23 protein-coding genes and 1 riboswitch are annotated in these 24,237 nt (G+C 71.6%); of the genes, 11 read left to right on the top strand and 12 right to left on the bottom strand.

The features are described from left to right. Positions 1–162: 162 nt before the first annotated feature. The 3 genes from pdhA to ACIBQ8_RS43885 are packed head-to-tail and all read left to right on the top strand — an operon-like array spanning position 163 to position 3,730. Positions 163–1,254: a pyruvate dehydrogenase (acetyl-transferring) E1 component subunit alpha gene (gene pdhA / locus ACIBQ8_RS43895; protein WP_352320498.1), complete on the top strand. Its 1,092-nt coding sequence runs from the start codon at positions 163–165 to the stop codon at positions 1,252–1,254. Further along, complete coding sequence (locus tag ACIBQ8_RS43890; protein ID WP_352320500.1) at positions 1,251–2,231, top strand: alpha-ketoacid dehydrogenase subunit beta; 981 nt, start codon at positions 1,251–1,253, stop codon at positions 2,229–2,231. Before pdhA ends, ACIBQ8_RS43890 begins: the two co-directional genes overlap by 4 nt. A 17-nt stretch (positions 2,232–2,248) precedes the next feature. After that, positions 2,249–3,730 carry a dihydrolipoamide acetyltransferase family protein gene (locus ACIBQ8_RS43885; RefSeq protein ID WP_397195103.1) on the top strand — a complete coding sequence of 494 codons (1,482 nt, stop codon included), beginning with the start codon at positions 2,249–2,251 and terminating at the stop codon, positions 3,728–3,730. A 41-nt stretch (positions 3,731–3,771) separates the two neighbouring features. Here the strand turns inward: ACIBQ8_RS43885 and ACIBQ8_RS43880 are convergent, their stop codons facing one another. Genes ACIBQ8_RS43880 through ACIBQ8_RS43865 form a run of 4 tightly spaced genes read right to left on the bottom strand, consistent with a single transcriptional unit; the run spans position 3,772 to position 7,527 of the window. Further along, positions 3,772–4,956, bottom strand: coding sequence for an adenylosuccinate synthetase (locus tag ACIBQ8_RS43880; protein WP_397195102.1), 1,185 nt, complete (start codon positions 4,954–4,956; stop codon positions 3,772–3,774). Then, positions 4,953–5,921, bottom strand: a complete 969-nt coding sequence (locus tag ACIBQ8_RS43875) for a hypothetical protein (protein WP_397179255.1) — start codon at positions 5,919–5,921, stop codon at positions 4,953–4,955. The genes ACIBQ8_RS43880 and ACIBQ8_RS43875 overlap by 4 nt, the downstream gene beginning before the upstream one ends. An 11-nt stretch (positions 5,922–5,932) precedes the next feature. After that, on the bottom strand, positions 5,933–6,799 hold the full coding sequence (locus ACIBQ8_RS43870) for a molecular chaperone DnaJ (RefSeq protein WP_397195101.1): 867 nt from the start codon (positions 6,797–6,799) through the stop codon (positions 5,933–5,935). After that, positions 6,796–7,527, bottom strand: coding sequence for an NUDIX domain-containing protein (locus ACIBQ8_RS43865; RefSeq protein ID WP_397195100.1), 732 nt, complete (start codon positions 7,525–7,527; stop codon positions 6,796–6,798). Before ACIBQ8_RS43865 ends, ACIBQ8_RS43870 begins: the two co-directional genes overlap by 4 nt. A gap of 79 nt (positions 7,528–7,606) precedes the next feature. Here ACIBQ8_RS43865 and ACIBQ8_RS43860 point away from each other — a divergent pair, with 79 nt between their 5' ends. Next, on the top strand, positions 7,607–7,900 hold the full coding sequence (locus ACIBQ8_RS43860; RefSeq protein ID WP_358302030.1) for a Dabb family protein: 294 nt from the start codon (positions 7,607–7,609) through the stop codon (positions 7,898–7,900). On the opposite strand, the gene ACIBQ8_RS43855 is transcribed toward ACIBQ8_RS43860, so the two are convergent. The 3 genes from ACIBQ8_RS43855 to ACIBQ8_RS43845 form a co-directional block, all read right to left on the bottom strand. Next, positions 7,897–8,121 (bottom strand): hypothetical protein, encoded by a 225-nt coding sequence (locus ACIBQ8_RS43855; protein ID WP_397179257.1) that lies wholly within the window; start codon positions 8,119–8,121, stop codon positions 7,897–7,899. The two genes, ACIBQ8_RS43860 and ACIBQ8_RS43855, sit on opposite strands and share 4 nt — an antisense overlap. Positions 8,122–8,192: 71 nt before the next feature. Continuing rightward, the gene (locus tag ACIBQ8_RS43850; RefSeq protein ID WP_397179258.1) at positions 8,193–9,131 is read right to left on the bottom strand and encodes an MBL fold metallo-hydrolase; all 939 of its coding nucleotides are present in this window, start codon (positions 9,129–9,131) and stop codon (positions 8,193–8,195) included. A gap of 68 nt (positions 9,132–9,199) precedes the next feature. Beyond that, positions 9,200–11,005, bottom strand: a complete 1,806-nt coding sequence (locus ACIBQ8_RS43845) for an acyl-CoA dehydrogenase (protein WP_397179259.1) — start codon at positions 11,003–11,005, stop codon at positions 9,200–9,202. A gap of 103 nt (positions 11,006–11,108) precedes the next feature. Between ACIBQ8_RS43845 and ACIBQ8_RS43840 the strand changes: the two genes are divergently transcribed. The 4 genes from ACIBQ8_RS43840 (at position 11,109) to ACIBQ8_RS43825 (ending at position 13,209) form a co-directional block, all read left to right on the top strand. Next, entirely contained in the window at positions 11,109–11,906 is a 798-nt protein-coding gene (locus tag ACIBQ8_RS43840) for a class I SAM-dependent methyltransferase (protein WP_397179260.1), read from the top strand. 23 nt (positions 11,907–11,929) lie between these two features. After that, positions 11,930–11,991, top strand: a riboswitch (guanidine-III (ykkC-III) riboswitch). A gap of 32 nt (positions 11,992–12,023) precedes the next feature. Further along, positions 12,024–12,344: a DMT family transporter gene (locus ACIBQ8_RS43835; protein ID WP_397179261.1), complete on the top strand. Its 321-nt coding sequence runs from the start codon at positions 12,024–12,026 to the stop codon at positions 12,342–12,344. Positions 12,345–12,348: 4 nt separating this feature from the next. Next, positions 12,349–12,732: a VOC family protein gene (locus ACIBQ8_RS43830; protein ID WP_397195099.1), complete on the top strand. Its 384-nt coding sequence runs from the start codon at positions 12,349–12,351 to the stop codon at positions 12,730–12,732. 114 nt (positions 12,733–12,846) lie between these two features. Continuing rightward, complete coding sequence (locus tag ACIBQ8_RS43825; protein ID WP_397195167.1) at positions 12,847–13,209, top strand: zinc-binding dehydrogenase; 363 nt, start codon at positions 12,847–12,849, stop codon at positions 13,207–13,209. Here the strand turns inward: ACIBQ8_RS43825 and ACIBQ8_RS43820 are convergent. Next, a complete protein-coding gene (locus ACIBQ8_RS43820; protein WP_397195098.1) occupies positions 13,175–13,624 on the bottom strand; it encodes a hypothetical protein in 450 nt (149 codons plus the stop codon). The genes ACIBQ8_RS43825 and ACIBQ8_RS43820 overlap by 35 nt on opposite strands. Before the next feature lie 75 nt (positions 13,625–13,699). Here ACIBQ8_RS43820 and ACIBQ8_RS43815 point away from each other — a divergent pair, with 75 nt between their 5' ends. Further along, the gene (locus tag ACIBQ8_RS43815; protein ID WP_397195097.1) at positions 13,700–14,626 is read left to right on the top strand and encodes a GNAT family N-acetyltransferase; all 927 of its coding nucleotides are present in this window, start codon (positions 13,700–13,702) and stop codon (positions 14,624–14,626) included. Here ACIBQ8_RS43815 and ACIBQ8_RS43810 read toward each other — a convergent pair. Next, complete coding sequence (locus ACIBQ8_RS43810; RefSeq protein WP_397195096.1) at positions 14,615–15,169, bottom strand: PadR family transcriptional regulator; 555 nt, start codon at positions 15,167–15,169, stop codon at positions 14,615–14,617. The two genes, ACIBQ8_RS43815 and ACIBQ8_RS43810, sit on opposite strands and share 12 nt — an antisense overlap. Before the next feature lie 72 nt (positions 15,170–15,241). Between ACIBQ8_RS43810 and ACIBQ8_RS43805 the strand changes: the two genes are divergently transcribed. Beyond that, the gene (locus ACIBQ8_RS43805; protein WP_397179266.1) at positions 15,242–16,009 is read left to right on the top strand and encodes an alpha/beta hydrolase; all 768 of its coding nucleotides are present in this window, start codon (positions 15,242–15,244) and stop codon (positions 16,007–16,009) included. Here the strand turns inward: ACIBQ8_RS43805 and ACIBQ8_RS43800 are convergent. Further along, positions 15,987–17,999, bottom strand: coding sequence for a molybdopterin-dependent oxidoreductase (locus ACIBQ8_RS43800; RefSeq protein ID WP_397195095.1), 2,013 nt, complete (start codon positions 17,997–17,999; stop codon positions 15,987–15,989). The genes ACIBQ8_RS43805 and ACIBQ8_RS43800 overlap by 23 nt on opposite strands. Before the next feature lie 434 nt (positions 18,000–18,433). Between ACIBQ8_RS43800 and ACIBQ8_RS43795 the strand changes: the two genes are divergently transcribed. Continuing rightward, positions 18,434–20,809: a YbhN family protein gene (locus tag ACIBQ8_RS43795; protein ID WP_397179268.1), complete on the top strand. Its 2,376-nt coding sequence runs from the start codon at positions 18,434–18,436 to the stop codon at positions 20,807–20,809. A gap of 31 nt (positions 20,810–20,840) precedes the next feature. On the opposite strand, the gene mgrA is transcribed toward ACIBQ8_RS43795, so the two are convergent. Beyond that, positions 20,841–21,839 (bottom strand): L-glyceraldehyde 3-phosphate reductase, encoded by a 999-nt coding sequence (gene mgrA / locus ACIBQ8_RS43790; RefSeq protein ID WP_352361097.1) that lies wholly within the window; start codon positions 21,837–21,839, stop codon positions 20,841–20,843. Continuing rightward, positions 21,836–23,926: a S9 family peptidase gene (locus ACIBQ8_RS43785; RefSeq protein ID WP_397195094.1), complete on the bottom strand. Its 2,091-nt coding sequence runs from the start codon at positions 23,924–23,926 to the stop codon at positions 21,836–21,838. The genes mgrA and ACIBQ8_RS43785 overlap by 4 nt, the downstream gene beginning before the upstream one ends. Positions 23,927–24,237 lie beyond the last annotated feature (311 nt).

The raw sequence follows: 24,237 nt of genomic DNA, 5'->3' as shown, positions 1-24,237 counted from the left end.
CAACGGGAACGGGGAGGACATGGGGCTTGCGCGGAGGGCTGTGACGTCTGCCACGATGTCCCCAAACGCGTATGAACCACCACCACATGGTTCGCACGCACACACGGCTGGCCTCAGGTGGCGACCCCATCGACACCGGCCCCGATCGCACAGGAGCGGCACGTGACAGTCGACGCCTCTCGTGGTGCCGAAGCACCCCCTGAGCTCGTGCAGTTGCTCACCCCCGAGGGAGTGAGGGTCGAGCATCCCGACTACGACATAGACCTGACGGCCGAAGAGGTCAGGTCGCTCTACCGCGACCTGGTGCTCGTCCGGCGCATCGACCTGGAGGCCGTGGCGTTGCAGCGTCAGGGCGAGCTGGGCATCTGGGCCTCGCTGCTCGGCCAGGAGGCCGCCCAGATCGGCTCGGGCCGCGCGCTCACCGACTCCGACATGGCCTTCCCCACCTACCGCGAGCACGGCGTCGCCTGGTGCCGCGACGTCGACCCGGTCAAGCTGCTCGGCCTGTTCAGGGGCGTCAACCACGGGGGCTGGGACCCCGAGGAGCACAACTTCCACCTGTACACGATCGTGATCGGCAGCCAGACCCTGCACGCGGTCGGCTACGCCATGGGCATCCAGCGCGACGACGCCTCCGCCGCCACGATCGTCTACTTCGGCGACGGCGCCACCAGCCAGGGCGACGTGAACGAGTCGTTCATCTGGGCCAGCGTGTTCAACGCGCCCGTCGTCTTCTTCTGCCAGAACAACCAGTGGGCCATCTCCGAGCCGCTGGAGAAGCAGAGCCGCATCCCCCTCTACCGCCGGGCCTCCGGCTTCGGCTTCCCGGGCATCAGGGTCGACGGCAACGACGTGTTCGCCTGCCTCGCGGTGACCAGGAAGGCGCTCGAAGCCGCCCGTACGGGCCAGGGGCCGACGCTGATCGAGGCGTTCACGTACCGGATGGGCGCCCACACCACGACCGACGACCCGACCCGCTACCGGGTGGCCAGCGAGCTGGAGGCGTGGAAGCTGAAGGACCCGATCGAGCGGGTCAAGTCGTACCTGTTCCGCAACGAGCTGGCCGACCAGGGCTTCTTCGACGCCGTGACGGCCGAGGCCGACCAGCTCGGCGCCGACCTGCGCAGGCGGTGCCTGGCGATGCCCGACCCCGAGCCGCTCGATATCTTCGACCACGTCTATCGCGAGCCCCACGCGCTCATCGACGGGGAGCGCGCTCAGTTCGCCGCCTACTTGGAGGGCTTCGAGAAATGACGGTGTTGAGCCTGTCCAAGGCGCTTAACGAGGGCATGCGCCGCGCCATGGAGGACGACCCCAAGGTCCTCATCATGGGCGAGGACGTCGGCAAGCTCGGCGGCGTCTTCCGCGTCACCGACGGCCTGCAGAAGGACTTCGGCGAAGACCGGGTCATCGACACGCCGCTCGCCGAGTCCGGCATCATCGGCACCGCGATCGGCCTGGCGCTGCGCGGCTACCGGCCGGTGTGCGAGATCCAGTTCGACGGGTTCGTGTTCCCGGCGGCCGACCAGATCATCACGCAGCTCGCCAAGATGCCGATGCGCTCGCTCGGCGCGATCAAGCTGCCCGTCGTCGTGCGCATCCCGTGCGGCGGCGGCATCGGCGCGGTCGAGCACCACAGCGAGTCGCCCGAGGCGTACTTCGCGCACACGGCCGGCCTGCGCGTGGTGGCCTGCTCCAACCCGGCCGACGCCTACACCATGATCCAGCAGGCCATCCGGAGCGACGACCCGGTCATCTTCTTCGAGCCCAAGCGCCGCTACTGGGAGAAGGCCGACATCGACACGGCCTCGACCGACTGGTGGACGCCGTTCGACAAGGCCACGGTCGTCCGGCCCGGCTCCGACGTCACGCTGCTGGCCTACGGCCCGATGGTCAAGACCTGCCTGGAGGCCGCCGCGGCCGCCGAGGACGACGGCCGCTCGCTGGAGGTGATCGACCTGCGCTCGCTCAACCCGCTGGACGAGCCGCTGGTCATGGAGTCGGTACGCCGCACCGGCCGGGTGGTCGTGGTGCACGAGGCGCCCGTCTACAGCGGCTTCGGCGCCGAGCTGGCGGCCCGGATCACCGAGCAGTGCTTCTACCACCTGGAGTCGCCCGTCCTGCGGGTCGGCGGCTTCTCCACCCCCTACCCGCCGTCGAAGCTCGAAGAGCACTACCTGCCCGACCTGGACCGGGTGCTGCACGCCGTCGACCGCGCCTTCGGGTTCTGAAAGGGGGACGCGCTTCCATGCGACGCGAGTTCAAGCTTCCCGACGTCGGGGAGGGGCTGACCGAGGCCGAGATCGTCCGCTGGCACGTGCGGCCGGGCGACGAGGTCAAGGTCAACCAGATCGTGGTGGAGATCGAGACCGCCAAGTCCATCGTCGAGCTGCCGATCCCCTGGGACGGCGTGGTCGCGGGCGTGCTGGTCGAGGAGGGCCGCACGGTCGACGTCGGCACGCCGATCGTCGCCGTGGACACCGGCGGCGAGACGGGCGGCGCCGGCCAGGGCCCCACCGGCCAGACCCTGGCCGATCAGGGCCCCGCCGATCAGGGTCTGAAGGCGCTGGCCGACGACATGGTCCCCAAGCCGCCGGAGGAGGGCGCGGTCGAGCCAGGCGCCCACGGCAGCCCCGCCCCCAAGGAGGAGCGGCAGGCGGTCCTGGTGGGCTACGGGGTCAAGACCGGCGCCTCCAAGCGCCGTCCCCGCAAGCAGCCGGCGGAGCCGATCCCGGCCGCGCCCGTGGCCAACCCGGCCCGCGTGGAGGTGCCCGGCCCGGCCCCGACGGCCCGCCCGGCCGAGGCCGTCCCCGCCGCCGCGCCCGCCGGGGCCGCGCCGGCCGGTCCCGGCCGCGTGGCCGTGCTGGCCAAGCCGCCGGTCCGCAAGCTGGCCAAGGACCTGGGCGTCGACCTCACCACGCTCACCGGCACCGGCCCCCAGGGCTCCATCACCCGCGACGACGTGCACGCCGCCGCGCAGGGCGGTCTCCAGGCGGCGCCCGAGCCCGTCCGGCAGGCCGAGCCCCAGCGGCGGGAGGAGCGCGTGCCCGTCAAGGGCGTGCGCAAGATGACCGCCCAGGCGATGGTGGCCAGCGCCTTCACGGCCCCGCACGTCACCGAGTTCCTCCAGGTGGACGTGACGGAGACCATGGAGGCGGTCCGGCGGCTGCGGGCGCTGCCCGACTTCGCCGAGGTCAAGGTCTCCCCGCTGCTCCTGGTCTGCCGGGCCCTGCTCACCGGGGTCAGGCGGTACCCGATGATCAACTCGTCCTGGGACGAGGCGGCCCAGGAGATCGTGGTCAAGCACTACGTGAACCTGGGCATCGCCGCGGCCACCCCGCGCGGCCTCGTGGTGCCCAACATCAAGGACGCCCACGCCCTCCCGCTCCCCGAGCTGGCCAGGCAACTGGGCGCGCTGGCGGAGACGGCCAGGGCGGGCCGCACCCAGCCGGCCGAGATGGCGGGCGGGACGATCACCATCACCAACGTGGGCGTGTTCGGCGTCGACGCCGGCACCCCCATCCTCAACCCGGGCGAGTCGGCCATCCTGGCCTTCGGCCAGGTCAGGGACATGCCGTGGGTGGTCGACGGCGAGCTGGCGGTGCGCAAGGTGACCACCCTCGCGCTCAGCTTCGACCACCGGATCGTCGACGGCGAGCTGGGCTCGATGTTCCTGCGCGACGTCGGCGCGATGCTGGAGGACCCGCTCCGCATGCTGGCCTGGGGCTGAAGCCGGGCGGCGACCGCCGGGAGGACCCCTCTCCCCGGCGGTCACCGCAGGCTCGGCCAGGGCGCCTTCTTGTCCCGCGCGCGGGGGCCGTACGACTCCAGCCACACGGGCGCGCCCACGACATGAGAGACCGCCGCGGGCCAGTCTGATACACCGTCCTCGTAGACCGGCGCGGCCCGCAGCAGCCGGGCCGTACGGTCCGGCTCGGCGAACGTGACGGGCCGGTCGTAGCGCACGCACATGCGGGAGACGTCCGCGTCGAGGTGGGTGAGCGCGAGACCGTCCACGCCGCCGGCCGCCTCGGCCGCGTACCGGTGGGCGACCGCGTCGAAGTGCCCGCGGCGGAAGGCTCCCTGCCACGGCCCGGTCACGTTGTGCGGCTCGGGCAGCTCCAGGGCCGGGTCCTCGGTCACCAGCGGGCCAGGGCCGTGCCGGGTGGTGTAGGTCCGCAACACCCCGAGCCGCGCCGCGCCGGCCCCGTCCAGCAGTTCCAGCGCGTTGGCGAAGGTGGTCGTGCTCCACGTCGTGTACGGGTCGAACCCCCACTGCTCGTCCAGCAGCACGCCCTGCGCGCCCTCGAACACCACCGGCCCCCGCCGGACCAGCCCAGCGGTGTACGACGAGTCCACCAGCCGCACCCGCTCGGCGAACGCCCGGTAGACGGCCACGCAGTCGGCCACCGGCGGCCCCTCGACCCCCAGCGCCTCCCGCAGCGTCTCCCGCAGCACGGTCAGTTTCCGCGTCAGCTCGCCCGGCGGGTCGCCCGCCCGGGGCGCGAGCGCGCCGTGCTCCAGGTGGTACGCCATCGTCTCCCCGACGCCCATCCCGCACGACCCGTGCCGCGCCCGCCCGCGCGCCAGCTCCCGCCTGCGCCCGGCCTCGACGTGGTACGGCGTCGCCAGCAGGCAGTCCCGGTCCACCGTGAGCAGCCCGAAGGGGTCGGGCACGCCGAGCCGGGCCAGGTGCTCCGCCTCGGCCGACAACGCCAGCGGATCGACCACCACGAACCGCGAGAGATGCGTGCGAACCCCCCGGAACGTCCCGGCGCCGAACTGCGCGAACGTGTGGTGCCGCCCGTCGTCCAGGACGACGTTGTGCCCCGCCTGGGCGCCCCCGTTGAACCGGACCACGGCGTGGACGGGCAGCGTGGCGCACGCCCAGTCCACGACCGTGCCCTTGCCGGCGTCGCCGTACCCGAGGTCGACGACGACCAGGTGCTCGTTCACGACCGGAGCCCGCCGAGCCCGCGCCCGCCGCCGCTGTCGAGGCCGTCGAGCGGCTCGGCGGTGACCACCGTGCCGCGGTCGAGCCTGGCCAGGGCCCGCGACACCGACGCGCCGGCCGTCGAGCCCAGGTCGGCCAGGTCCGCCAGGCCCTCGTCCAGGCCGATAGCGTCCTCGCCGAGCCCGACGGTGAGCGCGATCGTCTCGCACACGGCGTCGAGGTCGTCCAGCTCAAGCACGTTCTGGCCGAGCAGGCGGCGCCAGGAGTCGAGCACCTCGGGGTCGCCGGCGTAGCTGGCCCCCTGCGGGAGGATGAAGTAGACGTCGTACTTGCGGGTCAGCTCGGCCACGACGTCGTCCACCCCGAGCGGCGCGGTCAGCCGGTCGCCGACGAGGTCCTTGACGTGGTTCCTGGACACCCGCTGGTAGGGCATCTCGTCGCCGATGACGAACAGGTAGCCGCGCTTGCCGCGCTTCTCGTGGCAGTCGATCGAGGTGTGCCTGGCCATGAAGTACAGGGCCAGCTCGTAGGACTCGCGCTTCTGCCCGCCGCCGCCGCCCTCCAGCAGGATCAGGCCGAGCTGGTCGTCCATGCGGTTGTCGGACTCGAACTGGCCGATCTGCAGCGGCGCCCGGTCGCAGGTGGCGTCGCCGATCGCGCCGAACATGATCTGCGGGTCGGTGGCGTACCCCTTGCGCAGCAGTAGCCCGAGCAGGTCGGGCAGGCGGGTCTGCAGCGCGCGGGGGACCGCGCGCATCGAGCCGGTCACGTCGAAGAGCACGGCGATGGCCAGCGAGTCGGGGTGCTCGGCCGAGTCGCGGCTCTCCCGCGTCACGCCGAAGGGGTCGAGGTCGGGGTGGACGCGCCGGGCCCCGCCGTCGCTGTAGGCGAAGGCGCTGGAGCCGGTGGCCGCGCGGTAGCGCGCGGCGGAGTCGTAGACGTTCGTGGACCAGATTCCGCTGCCCATGGCAGCCTCCCTCAAAGGTGGAGCGGACGGTACGTACGGGGCCCGTAGAGGTCGTCGAGCAGGTCGTCGAGCTCGCGCAGCAGCTCCCACGCGTCCGACGGCGGGCGCAGCAGGCAGCCGCGGACGAAGGCGCGCATCCGGCGCGGGCACTCGCCCATCAGTCGGTCGACGCACCGGGTCAGGGCGGCGATGTCGGCGCGCTCGTCGAGCCGGTCGCCGTGGCACCAGTCGACCAGCACGAGCCCGTGGTCGAGCGGATGGACGAGGACGTGGCGCGGGAGCACGGCGCCGTGCGCGACGCCGGCCCGGTGGGCGAGCCCGGCCGCCACGAGCAGCCGCCGCCAGATCCAGGCCACGTCGCGCGGGTCGAGGCCGGTGCCGGCGCGTTCGAGCGTGACGAACCCGGCGGGCGCCCGGCTGATCACGTTGGCCTGCCGGACCACGTCGCCGCCGCGGTAGCGGAAGCTCGCGACGAGACGGGGGACGTACGGCAGGAAGCGCGGGTCGCCGTCGGCCGCGATCTTCCGCAGCGCGGCGGCCTCGCGGACCAGCAGCCGGTCGGCGGCCGGGTCGCGGGCCACCTTGAGCAGCGAGTCGCGCGAGGAGGCCGCCTCCGTGCCGCGCCCGGCCGGGTACAGCACGGCCGTGCCGCCCTTGTGCAGCGGCGGCCCGACCAGGAAGTCGCCGACCCGCTGACCCCGGTGGTAGCTCTCCCAGAGCGCGACCAGCCGCTTGAACGCCTCCTCGCCGCCCGGCGCGAGGTCGGGATGCAGCGCCCGGGCCAGCCGCCGGTAGACGCGGGCCGCGGACCCGCCGGCGAAGAGCTCCTGGGCCGATCGCGCCCCCATGACGATCGCCGCCGCCCGCTCGGTGTTCATCGCACCTCCTCCTCCCGGGCGGGCCGCAGCAGCGCGGGGTGGAGCAGCCGGGCGTCGCCCGCGCGGTAGAGCTTGGCCCGCGGCCCGCCCCTGGGGCCGCCGGTCTCGGTGGTCTGGCCGGTGCTCTCGACGAACCCGGGCACGGACAGGACCTTGCGGTGGAAGTTGCCCGCGTGCAGCGGCGTGCCCCACACGGTCTCGTAGATCAGCCGCAGCTCGGAGACGGTGAACTCGGCGCCGGCGAAGGCCGTGGCCAGCGGCGTGTACTCCAGCTTCGACCGGGCCCGCTCGACGCCGTCGGCCAGGATGCGGGCGTGGTCGAAGGCCAGCGGCGGCACGTCGTCGACCGGGTGCCAGACGGCCGCGGCGGCGTCCGTGCCGGGCCGGGGGTCGGGCAGGTCGGGGGCGAAGGCGAGGTAGGAGATCGACACCACCCGCATGCGGGGGTCGCGGCCGGGGCCGCCGTAGCTGGCGAGCTGCTCGATGTGCGCCGGGCGGGTGGCCACGCCGGTCTCCTCGGCCAGCTCGCGCACCGCCGCCTCGGCCAGGTCCTCGTCCGGCTTGATGAAGCCGCCGGGCAGGGCCCAGCGGCCCGCGTACGGCTCCACGCCGCGCTCGACGATCATGACGTGCAGCCGCCGGTCGCGGATGGTCAGCGCCACCACGTCGACGGTGACCGCGACCGGCGCGTAGAGCCGGGGGTTGTAGCCGGCCAGGAACTCTTCCATCCCCAAGTCCTTCTCAGTTAGAGTCAATCTCAACATGAGAATAACCAGGCCGACGGGGATGTGTCGATAGGGTTGGTGCATGATCCGTCACATTGTGCTGTTCACCTGGGCCGACGACGCCACCGACGAGCAGAAGGCCGCGGTCGCGACCGAGCTGCGCAAGCTGCCGGGCGAGATCCCGCAGCTACGGGCGTACACGGTGGGCCCCGACGCCGGCATCACGCCGGGCAACCACGAGTTCGCCGTGGTCGCCGACCTCGACAGCGTGGACGACTTCGTGATCTACCGCGACCATCCCCGGCACCAGGCCGTGATCGCGGAGTACATCAAGCCGATCCTGGCCACGCGCGCCGCGGTGCAGCTCAGCCTCTAGAACTCGGGCGGGTGGTTCTCGCGGTGCATCAGCCGGTCGTCGGAGGTGCGCCCGCGCCGGGGCGCGAGCACGATGCTGAGCACGACGCCGACGCCTCCGACGATCATGAAGATGACGCCGATGATGTCCATGTGCACGCTCTGGCCGAACACGTCGGGTTCGATGGCGAACCGCAGGATGGCGCCGAGCGTGAGGAAGAAGATGCTGACCCCGACACCCATGACGACCTCCAGGCAAAGGCGAGATGTGCCCACGGTCATACCCGGGTATCGGTGACCACACCCCCGCCGCGTCAGGCGAGACAGGACAGTGGCCGCCCGCCGTTGCAGGCGATCATGTCCTGGACGGCCGCGCCGACGTCGATCGGCGCGCCCGGCGGGCGGCCGTCCAGCTCGGCGTAGGCCCGGTGCAGGTTGCCCACCAGGCGTTCGGGGTCGAGCAGCGCGCCCCACTCGCCGAGGTCGGTCTCCCGCGCCGTCTCCAGGGGCGTCCGGCCCGCCGCGTGCCCCCGCCGGGCGGTCTCCTGGACGAACCGCAGGTATCCCTCGACCCGGTCGTAGACCTCCGGCCCGCACACCTCGCCGTGCCCGGGGACGATCGTCTCCGCGCCCAGCCCCCTGAGCGTGCCGAGGGCGGCGATCGCCCCGGCCACCGACCCCATCAGGACGAACGGCGTGCCGCCGTTGAAGACCAGGTCGCCGGAGAACAGCACCCGCCGCTCCGGGATCCAGACGATCGAGTCGTTGGTCGTGTGCGCGGCCGGCCCGACGTGCCGCACCTCGCAGCGCAGGTCGTCGGACCAGAGGGTGACCCCCTCGGTGTACGTCAGGAACGGCGGCGCGACCTCCATCGCCCCCCACACCACCTCCGGCGACCAGGCCCCCCGGTACGCCGGGACCCCGTCGGCCAGGATCTGGGCGCGCACGCCCTCGTGCCCGACGATCGTGGCCTCGGGGAACAGCCAGTTGCCGAAGGTGTGGTCGCCGTGGTGGTGGGTGTTGACCAGCGTGGTGATCGGCCTGCCGCTGACCTTGCCGACGGCCGCCCGCAGGTCGCGGGTGCGGCGCTCGGTCGAGCAGGCGTCCACGCAGATCACGCCGCGCCGCCCGGCCAGGAAGCCGGTGTTGTTGATCCACCAGCTCCCGTCGGGCTGGACGTAGGCGTAGACGCCCTCGGAGACCTCTTCGACGCGCGGCGGGGGCAGGGGGTGGTCATGAGGTGAGGAGCTCATGGCCGGAACCTAACAGCGACGCCCGCCCCCGGACGGGAGGCGGGCGTCACGGACTTCGCGGATCAGGCTCAGAAGGCCTCTTCGGGCAGCTCCATGAGCTCCTGGCCGGTGGCGGCGAGCACCCGCCGCTCGGCCGCCAGCCTGGGCAGCACGGTCGTGGCGAAGAACGACGCCGCGGCCACCTTGCCCTGGTAGAACGGGTCCTCCGACTCCGCCAGCCGGGCCAGGGCCACCTCGGCCTGGCGCAGCAGCAGCCAGCCGATCACCAGGTCGCCCAGCGAGAGCAGGAACCGGGTGCTGTTCAGGCCGACCTTGTAGACCTCCGCCGGCTTCTCCAGCGAGCCGAGCGCCCAGCCGGCCATGGTGTCGCCCATGACCTTGACCTCGGCGGCGGCCTCGGCGAGCAGCTTGCGCTCCTCCTTGAGCCGGCCGTTGCCCGCCTCGGAGGCGGCGAACTCGTTGATCTCGGCGAGCAGCGCGCCGACCGCGGCACCCTGGTTGCGCAGGATCTTCCGGAAGAACAGGTCGAGGCCCTGGATCGCGGTGGTGCCCTCGTACAGGGAGTCGATCTTGGCGTCGCGGATGTACTGCTCGATCGGGTAGTCCTGCAGGTAGCCCGAGCCGCCCAGGGTCTGCAGCGAGCGGGCCAGCAGCTCGTACGAGCGCTCCGAGCCGACGCCCTTGACCAGGGGCAGCAGCAGGTCGTTCATGGCCTCCGCGTGCCGGTCGGCCGGGTCGATGAGGAGGGCGTCCTGGAAGGTGGCCGTGTAGAGGACCAGGGCGCGCATGCCCTCGGCGTACGCCTTCTGCAGCATCAGCTCGCGGCGCACGTCCGGGTGGTGGGTGATGGTCACCCGGGGGGCGGACTTGTCGGCCATCTTGGTCAGGTCCGCGCCCTGGTAGCGGGACTTGGCGTAGTCGAGGGCGTTCAGGTAGCCGGTGGAGAGCGTGGCGATGGCCTTGGTGCCGACCATCATGCGGGCGTGCTCGATCACCATGAACATCTGCTTGATGCCCTCGTGCACGTCGCCGACCAGCCAGCCGATCGCCGGGTGCTTGTCGCCGAAGGTGAGCTCGCAGGTCGTGGAGACCTTCAGGCCCATCTTCTTCTCGACGTTGGTGACGTAGGCGCCGTTGCGCTCGCCCAGCTCGCCGGTCTCCAGGTCCACGTGGAACTTGGGCACCAGGAACATCGACAGGCCCTTGGTGCCGGGACCATGGCCCTCAGGGCGGGCCAGGACCAGGTGGAAGATGTTGTCGGCCATGTCGTGCTCGGCGCTGGTGATGAACCGCTTGACGCCCTCGATGTGCCAGGTGCCGTCGGGCTGCTGGACGGCCCTGGCCCGGCCGGCGCCGACGTCCGAGCCCGCGTCCGGCTCGGTGAGCACCATGGTGGCGCCCCAGTTCTTCTCGATGGCCAGCTCGGCGAAGCGCTTCTGCTCCGGCGTGCCCAGCTTCCACAGGGTGTAGGCGAAGTTGGGGCCGGCGGCGTACATGTACAGGGCCGGGTTTGAGCCGAGCACCATCTCGGCCGTCGCCCAGGCGAGGCTGCGCGGGATGCCGGGGCCGCCCAGCTCGGCGGGCAGGTCGAGGTGCGCCCAGCCGCCGTCCACCAGCGCCTTGTACGACTTCTTGACGCCGGCCGGGACGGTCACCGTGCTCGTCGCCGGGTCGAACACCGGCGGGGTGCGGTCGCCCTCCTCGAAGGAGTCGGCGAGCACGCCGGTCGCCAGCCTGTTGACCTCGTCCAGGATGCTTCGCGCGACGTCCTCGTCCACTTCGCCGAAGGGCCCGGTGCCGAGGATCTCGCGTCGACCGAACACCTCGAAGAGGTTGAATTCCAGGTCACGCACGTTGCTCTTGTAGTGGCCCATGGGTGCAGATCTCCTTGAACCGAGGTCTTCATGTACTGGCCAGTAACCTTACCTGCAATGCTACCCGCGGGTAACCCCGCCCATGCGTGGCATGCTCGACTCCATGGACGCCGAAGAACTCGCCACAAGATGGCGGGAGCGACTGGAATCCTGGGCCATCCCCGAGGAGATCCTGGCCAAGGCTCCGGCCGATCCGTGGAGCCACTCGCCGGCCCGGTTCGCCACGCGGACCGACCGGGCGCTGGCCGAGCCCGACGACGGCCCGACCATGACCCGGCTGGCCGAGGCGCTGCCCGACAAGGGCACGCTGCTCGACGTCGGCTCGGGCCCGGGCGCCGCGTCGCTGCCGCTGCGCGAGCGCATCGGCCACCTCTACGCGGTCGACACGTCCGCACCCATGCTGGAGGGCCTGAAGGTGCGGGCGATGAACCTCGGCGTGCCCGCCACCACCGTCGAGGGACGGTGGCCGGACGTGGCCGACCAGGTGCCGGTGGCCGACGTGTCCGTCGCCGCGCACGTGGTCTACAACGTGCCCGACCTGGCGGAGTTCCTCCAGGCGCTCGACCGCCGCACCCGCGGACGGGTGGTGCTCGAACTGCCCCACCGCCATCCCATGAGCTGGATGACGCCGCTCTGGCGGCACTTCCACGGCGTCGACCGCCCGGTCCGGCCCATCGCCGAAGACTGCGTGGCGCTGGCCGCGGCGCTGGGCTTCCCCGTGCGCGTGGAGGAGCGGGAGGCGCCCCTGGAACGTTTCACGACCGTCGAGGAGCTGGCCGAGAGCGCCTGCCGCCGGGTGTGCCTCGACCCGTCCAGGGTGGAGGAGGTGGCCGAGACCGCCGTCGAGCTGGGCATGTGGCCGGTGCCACGTGACCGGTGGGTCACCGTCTGGTGGGAATGATCCGTTTCGTTCGGACGTTGTAGGCATTGAGCTGACCGCTCCCGGACGAGACGCGCCGTACCCGGACACGCCAAGACGACGCACGTACCCGTACGTCTCGTCCCAGGAGTACTGATCATGGCGTGGATCCTCATCGTGCTGGCCGGCCTGTTCGAGGTGGTCATGGCACTGTCGCTCAAGCTCAGCAACGGCCTCAGCAACCTGTGGTGGACCCTGTCCTTCCTGGCCACGGCCGCCCTGAGCTTCGGGCTGCTCTCCTACGCGCTCAAGTCCCTGGAGGTCGGCACCGCGTACGCCGTGTGGACCGGCATCGGGGCCGTCGGCACCGCGATCCTCGGCATGGTCGCCATGGGCGACGACGTCTCGCCGCTGCGCCTGACCTCGATCGCGCTCATCCTGGCGGGTGTCGTGGGGCTCAATCTGGCTGGTGGACACTAGTGCGATGATTGAGATCCATGCCATCACCGTCGACGCCGCCGACCCCTACGAGATCGCGAACTGGTGGAGCCAGGCCACCGGGTGGCCGCTGGGCGAGGGTGACAAGCCGGGCGCCGACGAGGTGATGCTGCGTACGCCGCAGGACCCGTTCCTGCTGTTCATCCGCGTGCCCGAGGGCAAGACCGGCAAGAACCGGGTGCATTTCGACGTCAACGGCACCGAGGGCCGTACGCGTGACGAGGAGGTCGAGCGGCTGCTCGGCCTCGGCGCGACCGTCTTCCAGGACCAGCGCAGGCCCGACGGCACGGGCTGGGTGACCATGCTCGACCCCGAGGGGAACGAGTTCTGCGTGTGCCGGAGCGAGGCGGAGAGGGCTTTGCCGGAATGATGTTCTGTCGGTGAGCTGGCCCCATGAGCGTGAGGGCCGTCGTCTGCACTCGCGGCGGCGGCGTTCCCGCAGAGCTGCTGCACCGCCACGTACGCGCTCAGGGAGCGCGGCCGGCTGCTGCGCGGCGAGAAGAGGGAGCGCGCCCGGCGGGCGGGAGCCGACGACGTGATCGGCTACGACGGGCTGAAGGAAGCGGCCAGGGCGTGGTCCGTGGACGTGGCCGTCGACCCGGTCGGCGGCGAGCTGTCCGAGCAGGCCCTTCGCGGGCTGCGCGAGGGCGGGCGGCTCCTGGTCGTCGGATTCGCCTCGGGCGGGATCGCGAGGCTGCCGGCCGACCAGGTGCTGCTCCGCAACCGCGCGGTGGTGGGCGTCGACCGGGGCGCGTGGTCGATGGGCCACGCCGCGGAGAACCGGGCCATGGACGACCTGCTGGAGCGGCGGGTCACTGGGAAGATCGTGCTCGTCCCTTCATCGTGAGGGTCAGGATCGCGGCGATCAGGTAGACCAGCGCGCCGTGCCACATCGCCTGCACGGCCGAGCCGAAGACGCCCTCGTCGTCGAGCACGAGCTGCACCGGGTAGTCGAGCACCGCCGTGATCGCGGCGGGCAGGAGCGCGAACTTCCACGGGTGCCGCAGCGACCAGAGCCGGGCCTGGCGGGTGACGCGGTCGCCCTCGTGCGGCTTGGCGACCGCGCCGATCGCGGCGATCAGCGCGAACAGGCTGATGCCGAGGCCCAGGGCCCAGACCAGGTCGCCGCCGCCGGTGATCAGGCCCATCCCGAAGCTGGCGGCCGACACCACGACGCCGCCGATGGCGGCGCTCTTCCAAGGGGCGCCCCGCAGGGCCGCCGCGGACAGTGAGACCTCATCGCGTCTACTGATTTCGTTCATGTCCTCATGGTGCCGCCGCGGGCCCCCAAGAGGCATCGGGGACGGACCCTGACCTGTCCCTGACATGATTCCCATATGACGGAAATCGCCATTGTGCAGTTGGGACCGGACGAAGGGGAGCGGCTGAGGGACGTCCGGCTGCGAGCGTTGCAGGAGTCACCGGACGCGTTCGGCTCCTCCTACGCGCGCGAGGCCGCCTTCTCCGCCGAGGACTGGGCCGAGCGGCTGAAGAACCCGCACTCGCGGTGGTGGGTGGCGGCCGGCGACGGCCTGGGTGACGTCGGCCTGGTGTGCATGCTCCTGGAGGAGTCCGGGGCCCATCTGCTGTCCATGTGGGTCGCCCCCGAGGCCAGGGGACGCGGGCTCGCCTCCCGGCTGGTCGACCGGTCCGTCGAGTGGGCCCGTTCGACCGGGGCCGAGCAGGTGCAGCTCTGGGCCGTCGACGCCAACCACGCCGCCCGCGCGCTCTACGCGGCCAAGGGCTTCGTGCGCAGCGGCAAGGTCATGGCGCTGCCCTCCAACCCGTCCCTGATGGAGTCCCACTACGTGCTGTCGCTGCTGTTCCGGCAGGCGCGCAGGGAGGACGTGCCGGCCATCGTCCGGCTGCTGGCCGACGACCCGCTCGGCGCCGCCCGCGAGGGCGCCCCCGACGACACCCGCTACCTGATGGCCTTCGACCGCATCGAGGCCAACCCGCACGACGAGCTCATCGTGGCCGAGCGGGAGGGCGAGGTGGTCGGCACGATGCAGCTCACCTACCTGGCCGGGCTGTCGCGGCTGGGCGCCGAGCGGTGCCAGATCGAGGCCGTCAGGGTGGCCGCCTCGACGCGCGGCCAGGGGCTCGGCGGCAAGATGATCCAGTGGGCCGTCGACCGGGCGCGGGCCAGGGGGTGCGCGGTCGTCCAGCTCACCTCCGACAAGTCGCGCACCGACGCCCACCGCTTCTACGACGCGCTCGGCTTCACCGCCTCCCACGAGGGCTACAAGCTCTCACTCGGCTGACCCGCAGTCGGCGGCCAGCTGGGTCAGCATCCAGCGGCACCACTCGGCCCGGTGCCGCTCGTAGCTCAGCCCGCAGCGCAGCGTCGCGTAGCCGCCGAACCCGGGGTCGCCGAAGGCCGGCCGGCCGCCGAACGACGCCTCCTGCCGCTCGTAGTCGGCCAGCCGCTCCTCGTGCGCGGCGAGCTGGTCGGCGAACAGCCGCCGCAGCTGCTCCGGCTCGGCCAGCCACGCCGCGTACGTCTTCAGCACCAGCTCGTCGCGCTCCGGCCGCTCGCGCGGCGGCTCGGTGACCCATGCCCGCAGCGCCGCCAGGCCCTCGGCGGTCAGGTGGTAGACCTTCTTGGCCTGCGGCCCCGGCCCGTGCGCGCTCTCGAACCCGACCAGCCCGGCGGCCCGCAGTTTCTGCAGCTCGGCGTGGATCTGGCTGTGGCCGGCTGTCCAGAAGTAGCCGACCGGCCGCCGCATGGCCGCAGCGAGGTCGTAACCGGTGCGATCGCCGCGCGCCAGCACGGCCAGGATCGCGTATCCGAGCGTTGAGGTCATGGTGGGTCCAAGGATATGGTGCTTGCGGCTCTATGTCAGTTCAGACATAGTCAGAAGAAGGGCGCGGCGGCCATGCGAAAGATCGTCGGATGGATGGCACTGCTCACCATGGGGCTGACCGGCTGCGGGGGCACGGTCGGCGCCGGCACCACCGCCGTCCGTACGACGGCCGCCGAGTCCCCCGCCCAGAGCGCGACGACGAGCGCGCCCGCGAGCGCGCCGCCCACCGGCCCCAACGTCTCGGGCTGCTTCACCGAGCAGGACGGCAAGATCTTCACCCACGTCCGCGGCCTGCCCGGCGTGATCACCGGCGACGGCCCGGTGGGCGTGGTGATCAGCTACGAGCGCCGCGGCACCGTGTGCTCCTGGCGCCCGCTGTCGGACCGCCTGGTCGCCGCCGGCTACCGCGTCCTGCTCTACGCCAGGGACGCCGGCCTCCTGCCCGAGGACGGCGCGGTCGCCATGGGCAAGCGCCTGGCCAAGGAGAAGGGCGTCGAGCGGCTGTTCCTGGTCGGCGGCTCGATCGGCGCCACGGCCTCGGTTCCGGCGGCCGAGCGGCTGGGCGCCGGGGTGGCCGGCGTCGTCGCCCTGTCAGGCGAGATCGACAAGGGCGACGCCGCCGCGCTCACCGTGCCGCTGCTGCAGATCGGCTCCGAGCACGACTCCTACGGCGGCGCCGCGTCGATGCGCGAGGCCGAGGCCGCCGCGACCAAGGCCCCGGACAACCAGGTGCTGGTCATCCCCGGCGAGTCGCTGCACGCCTCGGCCCTGCTCACAGGCCCTCACTCCGCCAAGGTGCTCGACACGATCGTGGCCTTCATGGACCGGCACAAGGGCTGATCTCGACCAGGTTGTCGTGGAAGGCGGGCCCGCGGCCCATGTCGCCGTCCCGCTCGGCCACGACCGCGTTGGCGTTCGCGCCGCCCGGGGTCAGCTTCGGCCACCGGCCCTTGGGCGAGGCCACCACGCCGGGCGCGACCCGGTCGCTGATCTCCACGTCGGCCAGGAACTCGCCGCCGTCGTTGTGCACCCGTACGCGCTGCCCGGCCACCAGGCCCCGGGCCGCCGCGTCGGCCGGGTTCACCAGCACGGCCGGCCCCTTGGCCCGCCGCCGCAGCTCCCGATTGTTGGCGAAGATCGTGTTCAGGAACGTGTGCGAGGCCGGCGTGACCAGCGTCAGCGGGTACGCCGACCGGTCGGCGACCGCCGTGTGCGAGGGCACGTACGCCTTCCCCGCGCGCGGGAAGCGCAGCCGCCCGGAAGGCGTCGGGAAGCCCTCGGCGAACGGCGCGAACGGCTTGGGGTAGTTCATCCGCACCCACCCCTCCTTGCGCAGCCGGTCCAGCGTGACGCCTTCGAGCGACGGGTGCCCGCCCGACAGCAGCGACTCGGCCAGCTCCAGGTCGGAGTCGTACAGGGACGGCTCGGTCAGCCCCATGTGCGCGGCCAGCCGGCGGAAGGTCTCGGTCGTGGACAGGCACTCGCCGGGCGGCGGCACGGCGGGCTCGTTCCACAGCAGGTACATGTGGCCGTAGCCGGCGTGCAGGTCCATGTGCTCGGTCTGCATGGTCGCGGGCAGCACGATGTCGGCGTAGTCCACGGTGTCGGTCGGGAACTGCTCCATGACGACCGTGAACAGGTCCTCGCGGGCGAGCTGCCGCCTGATCGCGTTGGCGTCGGGGGTCGAGCCGAGCGGGTTGGCGGCGTACACCCACAGGCACTTGACGTCGTCGAGCTGGGAGCCGAGCTTGGTCATGACCAGCGTGCGCACCGGCTTGGCCAGCAGGTCGTCACGCGTGTCGACGGTCACGCGCACGTGGCCGCTCGTCGAGTACGCCACGCCACCGCCCGGATGCCGCCAGTCGCCGGTCACGCCGGGGATCGCGGCGATCGTGCGCATCGCGGTGCCGCCGCCGGCGTGCCGCTGGATGCCCATGGTGGCGCGGATCGCGGTCGGCCGGGTGTGGGCCAGGCGCATCCCCAGGCTGTGGACGTCCTCGGCGGGGATGCCGGTGATCTCGGCCACCCGCTCCACCGGGTACTCCAGGATCTCCTCGCGGAACTCCGCCCAGCCCTCGGTGTGCTCGGCCAGGAACTCCTCGTCCTGGGCGTTCTCCGCGAGCACGACGTTGAGCAGCCCGAGGGCGAGCGCGGCGTCCGTGCCGGGCCTGATCGCCAGGTGCTGGTCGGCCTGGTCGGCGGTCCTGGTGCGGATGGGGTCGATGGCGACCACGTGCGCGCCGTCCGCGCGGGCGTCCTGGATGAACTTCCACAGGTGGTGGCCGCTGGTCAGCGTGTTCGTGCCCCACAGCAGGATCAGCCTGGCCTGGGCGAAGTTCTCCGGGTCCATGCCGCCCGCGGTGCCGTTGGCCTTCATCAGCCCGCTGCTGCCGGCCGCCGAGCAGATGTTCAGCCAGTGCTTGGACGCCCCCAGCACGTTCCAGAACCGGCGGCCCGCCACGCCCTCGCAGCCCTGGAGGTAACCCAGCGACCCGGTGCCCAGGTACGGCCAGATCGCCTCGCCGCCGTGCTCGTCCACGATGGCGCGCAGCCGCGCCGAGATCTCGTCGAGCGCCTCGTCCCAGGTGATCCGCTCGAACTGCCCCGACCCCTTCGGCCCGGTGCGCCGCATCGGGTACAGGATGCGGTCCTCCGCCTGCGTGTGCTCCAGGTACCGGTTGACCTTCACGCACAACGCGCCGCGGGTGTAGGGGTGGTCGGGGTTGCCGCGCATCTTGACGGCCTGCCCGTCCTGTACGGTCACGATCCAGGAGCAGGTGTCCGGGCAGTCAAGCGGACATGCCCCCAAAACCCTCAAATCACCCGACATGCGCACAGCCTACGTCGGGAGACAGCCGTGGCGGGTGACCCCCCGCGCCCGCGACACCGCCGAGCCGACCTCGGACAAGAACGCAAAGGTGAACGGTTGGAGTTCCACCGTGTACCCTGCCTCGCGCAGCCTGGCCGCGGCGTTCTCGGCCGACGCGTCGTGACCGGGCCCGCCCGGCCGCGCGGTTTCCCCGCGTACGCCGGGCATCGGGGGCGACGAGGCCGGCGCCGGCGTCGCGGACGTGAACATGCCAGACACGCGGGCAGGTCAATGCCGGTCGGGTCCTCACCCGGTGCGCGCGCCGGAGCGGCGAACGAGGACACTGGAGAACAGAGATCGTATGGTCCGGCCGGGAAGGTGCAGAATCACTGTCGGTGGCCGAAATCAGGGAACGAGACGATGACACGGAGGACCTCGCGGAGGGGGATCCAGCCGTGGCCGAGCCACGCGCCGACGGCGGCGTCTACGTAGTCGAGCCGCTCCTTCCCCAGCGGTTGCGGCGGCCGTCCGACCTGCTGCGCTTCTTCGCGACGCTGGCGGTGCTCGCGGCGGTGATCCTGCTCGCCCTCGTCGCCAAGCAGACGCTCAACGGCCTGGAGCAGGACGTCAAGGTCGGCGCCGAGATGGTCCCGCTGCTCAGCCGGGTCGCGGCCTTCATCGGCAGCGCGGCCGTGCTGATCGTGCCCGCCGCGTTCGCCGTCGAGCGGGTCTTCCACCGCGACGGCCTGCGCGTCGCCGAGGGGCTGATCGCGGCCATCATCGGCATGGCCGGGTCGTTCCTGCTCGGCCAGTGGATCGAGGCCAGCAGCCTGACCGACCTGCGCATCCTGCTCACCGGCGACCGCGCGATCGAGCCGCTGAACACGCTGCTCACCTCGGTGATCGCCTACACCACCGCGGTCCGCATCGCCCGCCGCCCCACGTGGCGCATGCTCATGTGGACCTCGATCGCCCTCTACATCCTCACCTACTTCTCCGGCAGGCAGATCACCCTGCCCAGCGCCATCGTGACCGTCCTGGTCGGCATGGCCATCGGCTACGCCACCCTCTACGGCGTCGGCAGCCCCAACACCCGCCCGCCCGGCAGCGCCGTGGTCGCCGCGCTGCGCAAGCTGTCCTTCTCGCCCGTCTCCGCCCGCCGCATCGAGGACGACCACCAGGGCAGCCGCCGCTACGCCATCGGCCTCAAGGACGGCACCAGCCTCGACGTCACCGTCCTCGACCGCGACCGCCAGGTGGCCGGGCTGCCGTACCGGCTGTGGCGGCGCATCAGGCTCAACTCCGAGACCAGGCGCCGGGCCATCCGCTCGCTCCGGGCCGAGCTGGAACGCGAGGCCCTGATGGCGTACGCGGCCCAGGCCGCCGGCGCCAGCACGCCGCGCCTGCTCGGCACCAGCGAGATCGGCACCGAGGCCGCCCTGCTCGCCTACGAGCACATCGAGACCCGCCCGCTCGACGAGGTGCCCGACGCCGAGATCGACGACGCCCTGCTCGCCCAGATCTGGGAGCAGGTCGAGCTGCTGCAGATCCAGCGGCTGGCACACCGGCGGCTCACCGGCGACAGCATCCACCTCGACCGCGCGGGCCGCGTCGTGCTGACCGACGCCCGCAGCGGCGAGATCGCCGCCGGCGACCTGCTGCTCCGGCTCGACATCGCCCAGCTCCTCACCTACCTGGCGCTGCGCGTCGGCGCCGAGCGCTCGGTCCGGGCCGCCGCCGCCGTGATGGGCCCCGACGCCCTCGCCGCCGCCATGCCGCTGCTCCAGCGCATCGCCCTGACCAGGGAGACCCGCTCGGCCCTGTCCAAGGCCAAGAACGTGCTCACGAGCCTGCGCGACCACATCGTCGCCCTCAAGCCCCAGGGCAAGGTCGAAGAGGTGCGCCTGGAGCGCTTCCGCCCGCGCACCCTGATCACGATCATCGCCAGCACGGTCGCCGCCTACGTCGTGCTGTCCCAGCTCAGCAAGGTCGACCTCTACAAGGTGGTGACCACCGCCAACTGGGCGTGGTCCGGCCTGGCGCTGATCGCCTCGTTCACCAGCTTCGTCGCCGCCGCGCTCATGCTGCGCGGGTTCGTCCCGGAACGCCTGCCGCTGTGGCGTACCGTCCTGGTGCAGTTCGCGTCGTCGTTCGTCAAGCTGGTCGCGCCCGCCGCGGTCGGCGGCGTCGCGATCAACACCCGCTACCTGCAGAAACGCGGCATCGCGCCGGCGCTCGCGGTGGCCAGCGTGGGCGCCTCGCAGCTCATCATGCTGGTCTTCCACATCGCCCTGCTGCTGCTGTTCGCCTACATCACCGGCTCCGACGCCGCCACCTCCTTCACCCCCTCGCGCGGCCTGGTCGTGGCGATGCTCGCCATCGCGCTGCTGGTCGCGGTGGTGCTCGGCGTGCCGCCGCTGCGCAGGATGGTGACCGTGCGGATGCGCAGGCTGTTCTCGAACGTGCTGCCCCGCCTGCTCGACGTGCTCCAGTCGCCGGCCAAGATGATCGAGGCCGCCTTCGGCACGCTCATGATCACGATCGCCTTCGTGGCCTGCCTCGACGCCTGCGTCGCCGCGTTCGGCGGCCAGCTCAGCTTCACCGCCGTCGCCGTCGTCTACCTCACGGCCAACGCCATCGGCTCGGCCGCCCCCACTCCGGGCGGCCTCGGCGCCGTCGAGTACGCGCTCACCCTCGGCCTCGTCGCGGCCGGCCTCGAATGGGACCTGGCGGCCTCGGCCGTGCTGCTGCACCGGCTGCTCACGTTCTGGCTGCCGGTGCTGCCGGGATGGGCCGCCTTCACCTACCTCCAGCGGCACGAGGCCCTGTAGGGCCATACAGGACCCCGTGCGCCGCCGGTGATCAGCGGGCCGACGTGACCGGCTCGGTGACCTTGTCGATCGCCGCCAGCTCGCTCTCGGTGAACACCGGGCCGTCCACGCACGCCACGTTGTCCTCCAGCTGCCGGACGCTGCTCGCCCCGATCAGCACGCTCGTCACGCGCGGATCGCGCAGCGTCCACGACAGCGCCATCTGGGCCAGCGTCTGGCCCCGGCCCCGCGCGATCTCGTTGAGGTCGCGCGCCAGGTCCCGGTCGATCTGCTCGGCGCTCAGGAACCGGCTCGTCGCCGCCCGCGAGCCCTCGGGCACGCCCTCCAGGTAGCGGTCGGTGAGCAGCCCCTGCGCCAGCGGCGAGTACACGATGCAGCCCATGCCCGCCTCCTCCAGCACGTCGAGCAGACCGTCGTCCTCGATCCACCGGTTGATCATCGAGTACGACGGCTGGTGGATGAGCAGCGGCGTGCCCAGCTCGCGCATGATCCGCGCGGCCTGCGCGGTCTGCTCGGCCGAGTAGTTGGAGACGCCCGCGTAGAGCGCCTTGCCCGAGCGCACCGCCCGGTCCAGCGCCCCCATCGTCTCCTCCAGCGGCGTCTCCGGGTCCGGACGGTGGCTGTAGAACACGTCCACGTACTCCAGGCCCATGCGGGCGAGCGACTGGTCGAGGCTGGCCAGCACGTACTTGCGCGACCCCCACTCCCCGTACGGCCCCGGCCACATGTCGTACCCGGCCTTGGTCGAGATGACCAGCTCGTCCCGGTACGCCGCGAAGTCCTCCCGCAGGATCCGCCCGAAGTTCCGCTCCGCCGACCCGTACGGCACGCCGTAGTTGTTGGCCAGGTCGAAATGCGTCACCCCGAGGTCGAACGCGCGCCGCAGCACCGCCCGCGAGTTCTCGATCGGCCGGTCGTCGCCGAAGTTGTGCCACAACCCCAGCGACACCGCCGGCAGCCTCAGCCCGCTGCGCCCGCTGCGGTTGTACGGCTGACGCTCGTAACGCCGCTCATCGGCCACGAAGCTCACACCGTCCCCCTCTCGATGATCCACGACAGCGCGAACGCCTCCTCGCGCCAGGCGTCGTACCGGCCGCTGCGCCCGCCGTGCCCCGCGCCCATCTCCGTCTTGAGCAGGAACGGCCCGCCGGACGCGGTCGCCCGCAGCCGCGCGATCCACTTGGCCGGCTCGTGGTAGAGCACCCGCGTGTCGTTCAGGCTGGTGATCGCCAGAATCGGCGGGTACACCCTGCCGTCCACGTTCTCGTACGGCGAATAGCTCTTCATGTACGCGTAGACGTCCGGGTTGTGCAGCGGGTCGCCCCACTCGTCCCATTCGATCACCGTCAGCGGCAACGACGGGTCGAGGATCGTGTTGAGCGCGTCCACGAACGGCACCTCGGCCACCACCCCCGCGAACTCCTCGGGAGCCAGGTTCGTCACCGCGCCCATCAGCAGCCCGCCCGCCGAGCCGCCGCGCGCGACGATCCGCCCGCTCCAGCCGCTCGCCTTGAGATGCCTGGCCGCCGCCACGAAGTCGGTGAACGTGTTCCGCTTCCTGGTCAGCTTGCCGTCCTCGTACCAGTGACGGCCCATCTCGCCGCCGCCCCTGACATGCGCGATGGCGAAGACGAACCCGCGGTCCAGCAGCGACAGCCGGGGCACCGAGAACCCGGGGTCGATCGAGGTCTCGTAGCTGCCGTAGCCGTAGAGCAGCGTCGGGGCCGGCGTCGTGGTGTCCTTGCGCTTGACGATCGAGATCGGCACGCGCGTGCCGTCCTCGGCCGTCGCCCACTCACGGAACTGCTCGTAGTCGCCCGCGTCGTAGCCGCCCAGCACCGGACGCTGCTTGAGCAGGATCAGCTCGTGCGAGTCCAGCTCGTAGTCGTAGACGCTCGGCGGCGTCACCATGCTCGTGTACGCCAGCCGCAGCCGCGTCGTCGTGAACTCGGGGTTGCCCGCCGGGCCGACGTCGTACAGGGGCTCGGGGAAGTCGATCTCGTACGCGTTCCGCTCGGCACCCTCGATCCGCTCCCGCCAGCCCGCGCCCGCGGCGCTGTAGGGCAGCACCCGCAGGCCGGTCAGGCCGTCCCGGCGGAAGTGCACGACGGCGTGGTCGGAGAAGGCGTCGATCTCCAGCAGCCGGGTGTCCTCGCGGTGCCCGATCAGCGGGGTCCAGGAGCCCGGCTCGTCGATGGGGGCCGTGGCCAGCTCGAAGTTCTCGGCGTTCTCGTTGTGCAGGACGTAGAAGAAGTCGCCCGCGTGCTCGACGCCGTACTCCACGCCGGTCTTCCTGGGCCGGACGACCTGGAACTCGCCGGTGGGGTCGGCGGCGTCGAGGATGCGCACCTCGCTGGTGATCTTGCTGCCCGCGCCCAGCACGAGGTACCGCTCGCTGCGGGTCAGCCCGATGCCCACCCAGTAGCGCTCGTCGGTCTCCTCGTAGACCAGGACGTCCTCTTCCGTCCCGAGCGTGTGCCGGTAGACCTGGTAGGGACGCCAGGCGTCGTCCACCCGCGTGTAGAAGAACGCCGAGCCGTCGGCCGACCAGGCGCCGCCGTAGAAGATGTCCTTGATCTCGTCGGGCAGCACCTCGCCCGTGTCGAGGTTCCTGAACCTCAGCGTGAAACGCTCGTCGCCCTTGTAGTCGGTGGAGTAGGCCAGCATCGTCCCGTCGGGCGTGACGGCGCTGGTGCCGACGGAGAAGAACGCGCTGTCGCCGGCGAGCTCGTTGCCGTCGAGCACGACCTGCTCGCGCTCAAGGCGCTCGCCCGGGGTGATCTGCGGCGGCGCGTCACTGTCGGCCGGCACCCGGCAGGACACCGCGTACTGCTTGCCCTCCTCGGTACGCGTGAAGTACCACCACGCCCCCTTGCGGCTCGGCACCGACAGGTCGGTCTCCTGGGTGCGTCCCTTGATCTCCTGGAAGACCTGCTCCTGGAGCTCGGCGAGATGCGCGGTGTGCTCTTTGAGAAAGTCGTTCTCTGCCTCCAGGTACGCCGTTGTGTCCGGGTCGTCCTTGTTGCTTAGCCAGGCGTACTCGTCGATGAACGTGTCGCCGTGATGGATGCGCTCAGTCGGTACCTTCTTCGCCACTGGCGGCGTGTTGCTGCTCACGGGGGGAGTCTATGTTCGGCCGTGATCGTTCTGTGGCCGGGAGAGCTGCCGAACGCGTCCCGAGTGGTCGGGAGCGCTGCTAATCTTTAGAAGCCGACGAGGTGCGGCGCAACCCACTCCCTTCACTCCGGTGACTTTGGTGCGTTGCCGACGCGTAACGTCGGCAATCCCTTCTGGCTCGCGGGTTTGAAGATCGGTTCGCTAACCGAGCGACAGGCTGGTAAGTTAGAGGGGTTGTCCCGGAAGCGGGGCGCGACTTAATTCCAGCAGGTCGAGCAAGTCCGGTCAATTTGACAGAGACTTGAACGGCT

This window comes from Nonomuraea sp. NPDC049646 (assembly GCF_044465525.1).
Taxonomy (GTDB): Bacteria; Actinomycetota; Actinomycetes; order Streptosporangiales; family Streptosporangiaceae; genus Nonomuraea.
This window is presented reverse-complemented; position numbering and strand designations above follow the sequence as displayed.

Bases quoted from the DNA above. Each gene is read 5' to 3' on its own strand.
- ACIBQ8_RS43885 (WP_397195103.1), top strand. From the start codon at position 2,249: ATGCGACGCGAGTTCAAGCTTCCCGACGTCGGGGAGGGGCTGACCGAG.
- ACIBQ8_RS43875 (WP_397179255.1), bottom strand. From the start codon at position 5,921: ATGGGCAGCGGAATCTGGTCCACGAACGTCTACGACTCCGCCGCGCGC.
- ACIBQ8_RS43810 (WP_397195096.1), bottom strand. From the start codon at position 15,169: ATGACCTCAACGCTCGGATACGCGATCCTGGCCGTGCTGGCGCGCGGC.
- ACIBQ8_RS43850 (WP_397179258.1), bottom strand. From the start codon at position 9,131: ATGAGCTCCTCACCTCATGACCACCCCCTGCCCCCGCCGCGCGTCGAA.
- ACIBQ8_RS43845 (WP_397179259.1), bottom strand. From the start codon at position 11,005: ATGGGCCACTACAAGAGCAACGTGCGTGACCTGGAATTCAACCTCTTC.
- ACIBQ8_RS43815 (WP_397195097.1), top strand. From the start codon at position 13,700: ATGACGGAAATCGCCATTGTGCAGTTGGGACCGGACGAAGGGGAGCGG.
- ACIBQ8_RS43800 (WP_397195095.1), bottom strand. From the start codon at position 17,999: ATGTCGGGTGATTTGAGGGTTTTGGGGGCATGTCCGCTTGACTGCCCG.
- ACIBQ8_RS43805 (WP_397179266.1), top strand. From the start codon at position 15,242: ATGCGAAAGATCGTCGGATGGATGGCACTGCTCACCATGGGGCTGACC.
- ACIBQ8_RS43835 (WP_397179261.1), top strand. From the start codon at position 12,024: ATGGCGTGGATCCTCATCGTGCTGGCCGGCCTGTTCGAGGTGGTCATG.
- ACIBQ8_RS43820 (WP_397195098.1), bottom strand. From the start codon at position 13,624: ATGAACGAAATCAGTAGACGCGATGAGGTCTCACTGTCCGCGGCGGCC.
- ACIBQ8_RS43890 (WP_352320500.1), top strand. From the start codon at position 1,251: ATGACGGTGTTGAGCCTGTCCAAGGCGCTTAACGAGGGCATGCGCCGC.
- ACIBQ8_RS43870 (WP_397195101.1), bottom strand. From the start codon at position 6,799: ATGAACACCGAGCGGGCGGCGGCGATCGTCATGGGGGCGCGATCGGCC.
- ACIBQ8_RS43865 (WP_397195100.1), bottom strand. From the start codon at position 7,527: ATGGAAGAGTTCCTGGCCGGCTACAACCCCCGGCTCTACGCGCCGGTC.
- ACIBQ8_RS43855 (WP_397179257.1), bottom strand. From the start codon at position 8,121: ATGGGTGTCGGGGTCAGCATCTTCTTCCTCACGCTCGGCGCCATCCTG.
- ACIBQ8_RS43840 (WP_397179260.1), top strand. From the start codon at position 11,109: ATGGACGCCGAAGAACTCGCCACAAGATGGCGGGAGCGACTGGAATCC.
- ACIBQ8_RS43830 (WP_397195099.1), top strand. From the start codon at position 12,349: ATGATTGAGATCCATGCCATCACCGTCGACGCCGCCGACCCCTACGAG.
- ACIBQ8_RS43860 (WP_358302030.1), top strand. From the start codon at position 7,607: ATGATCCGTCACATTGTGCTGTTCACCTGGGCCGACGACGCCACCGAC.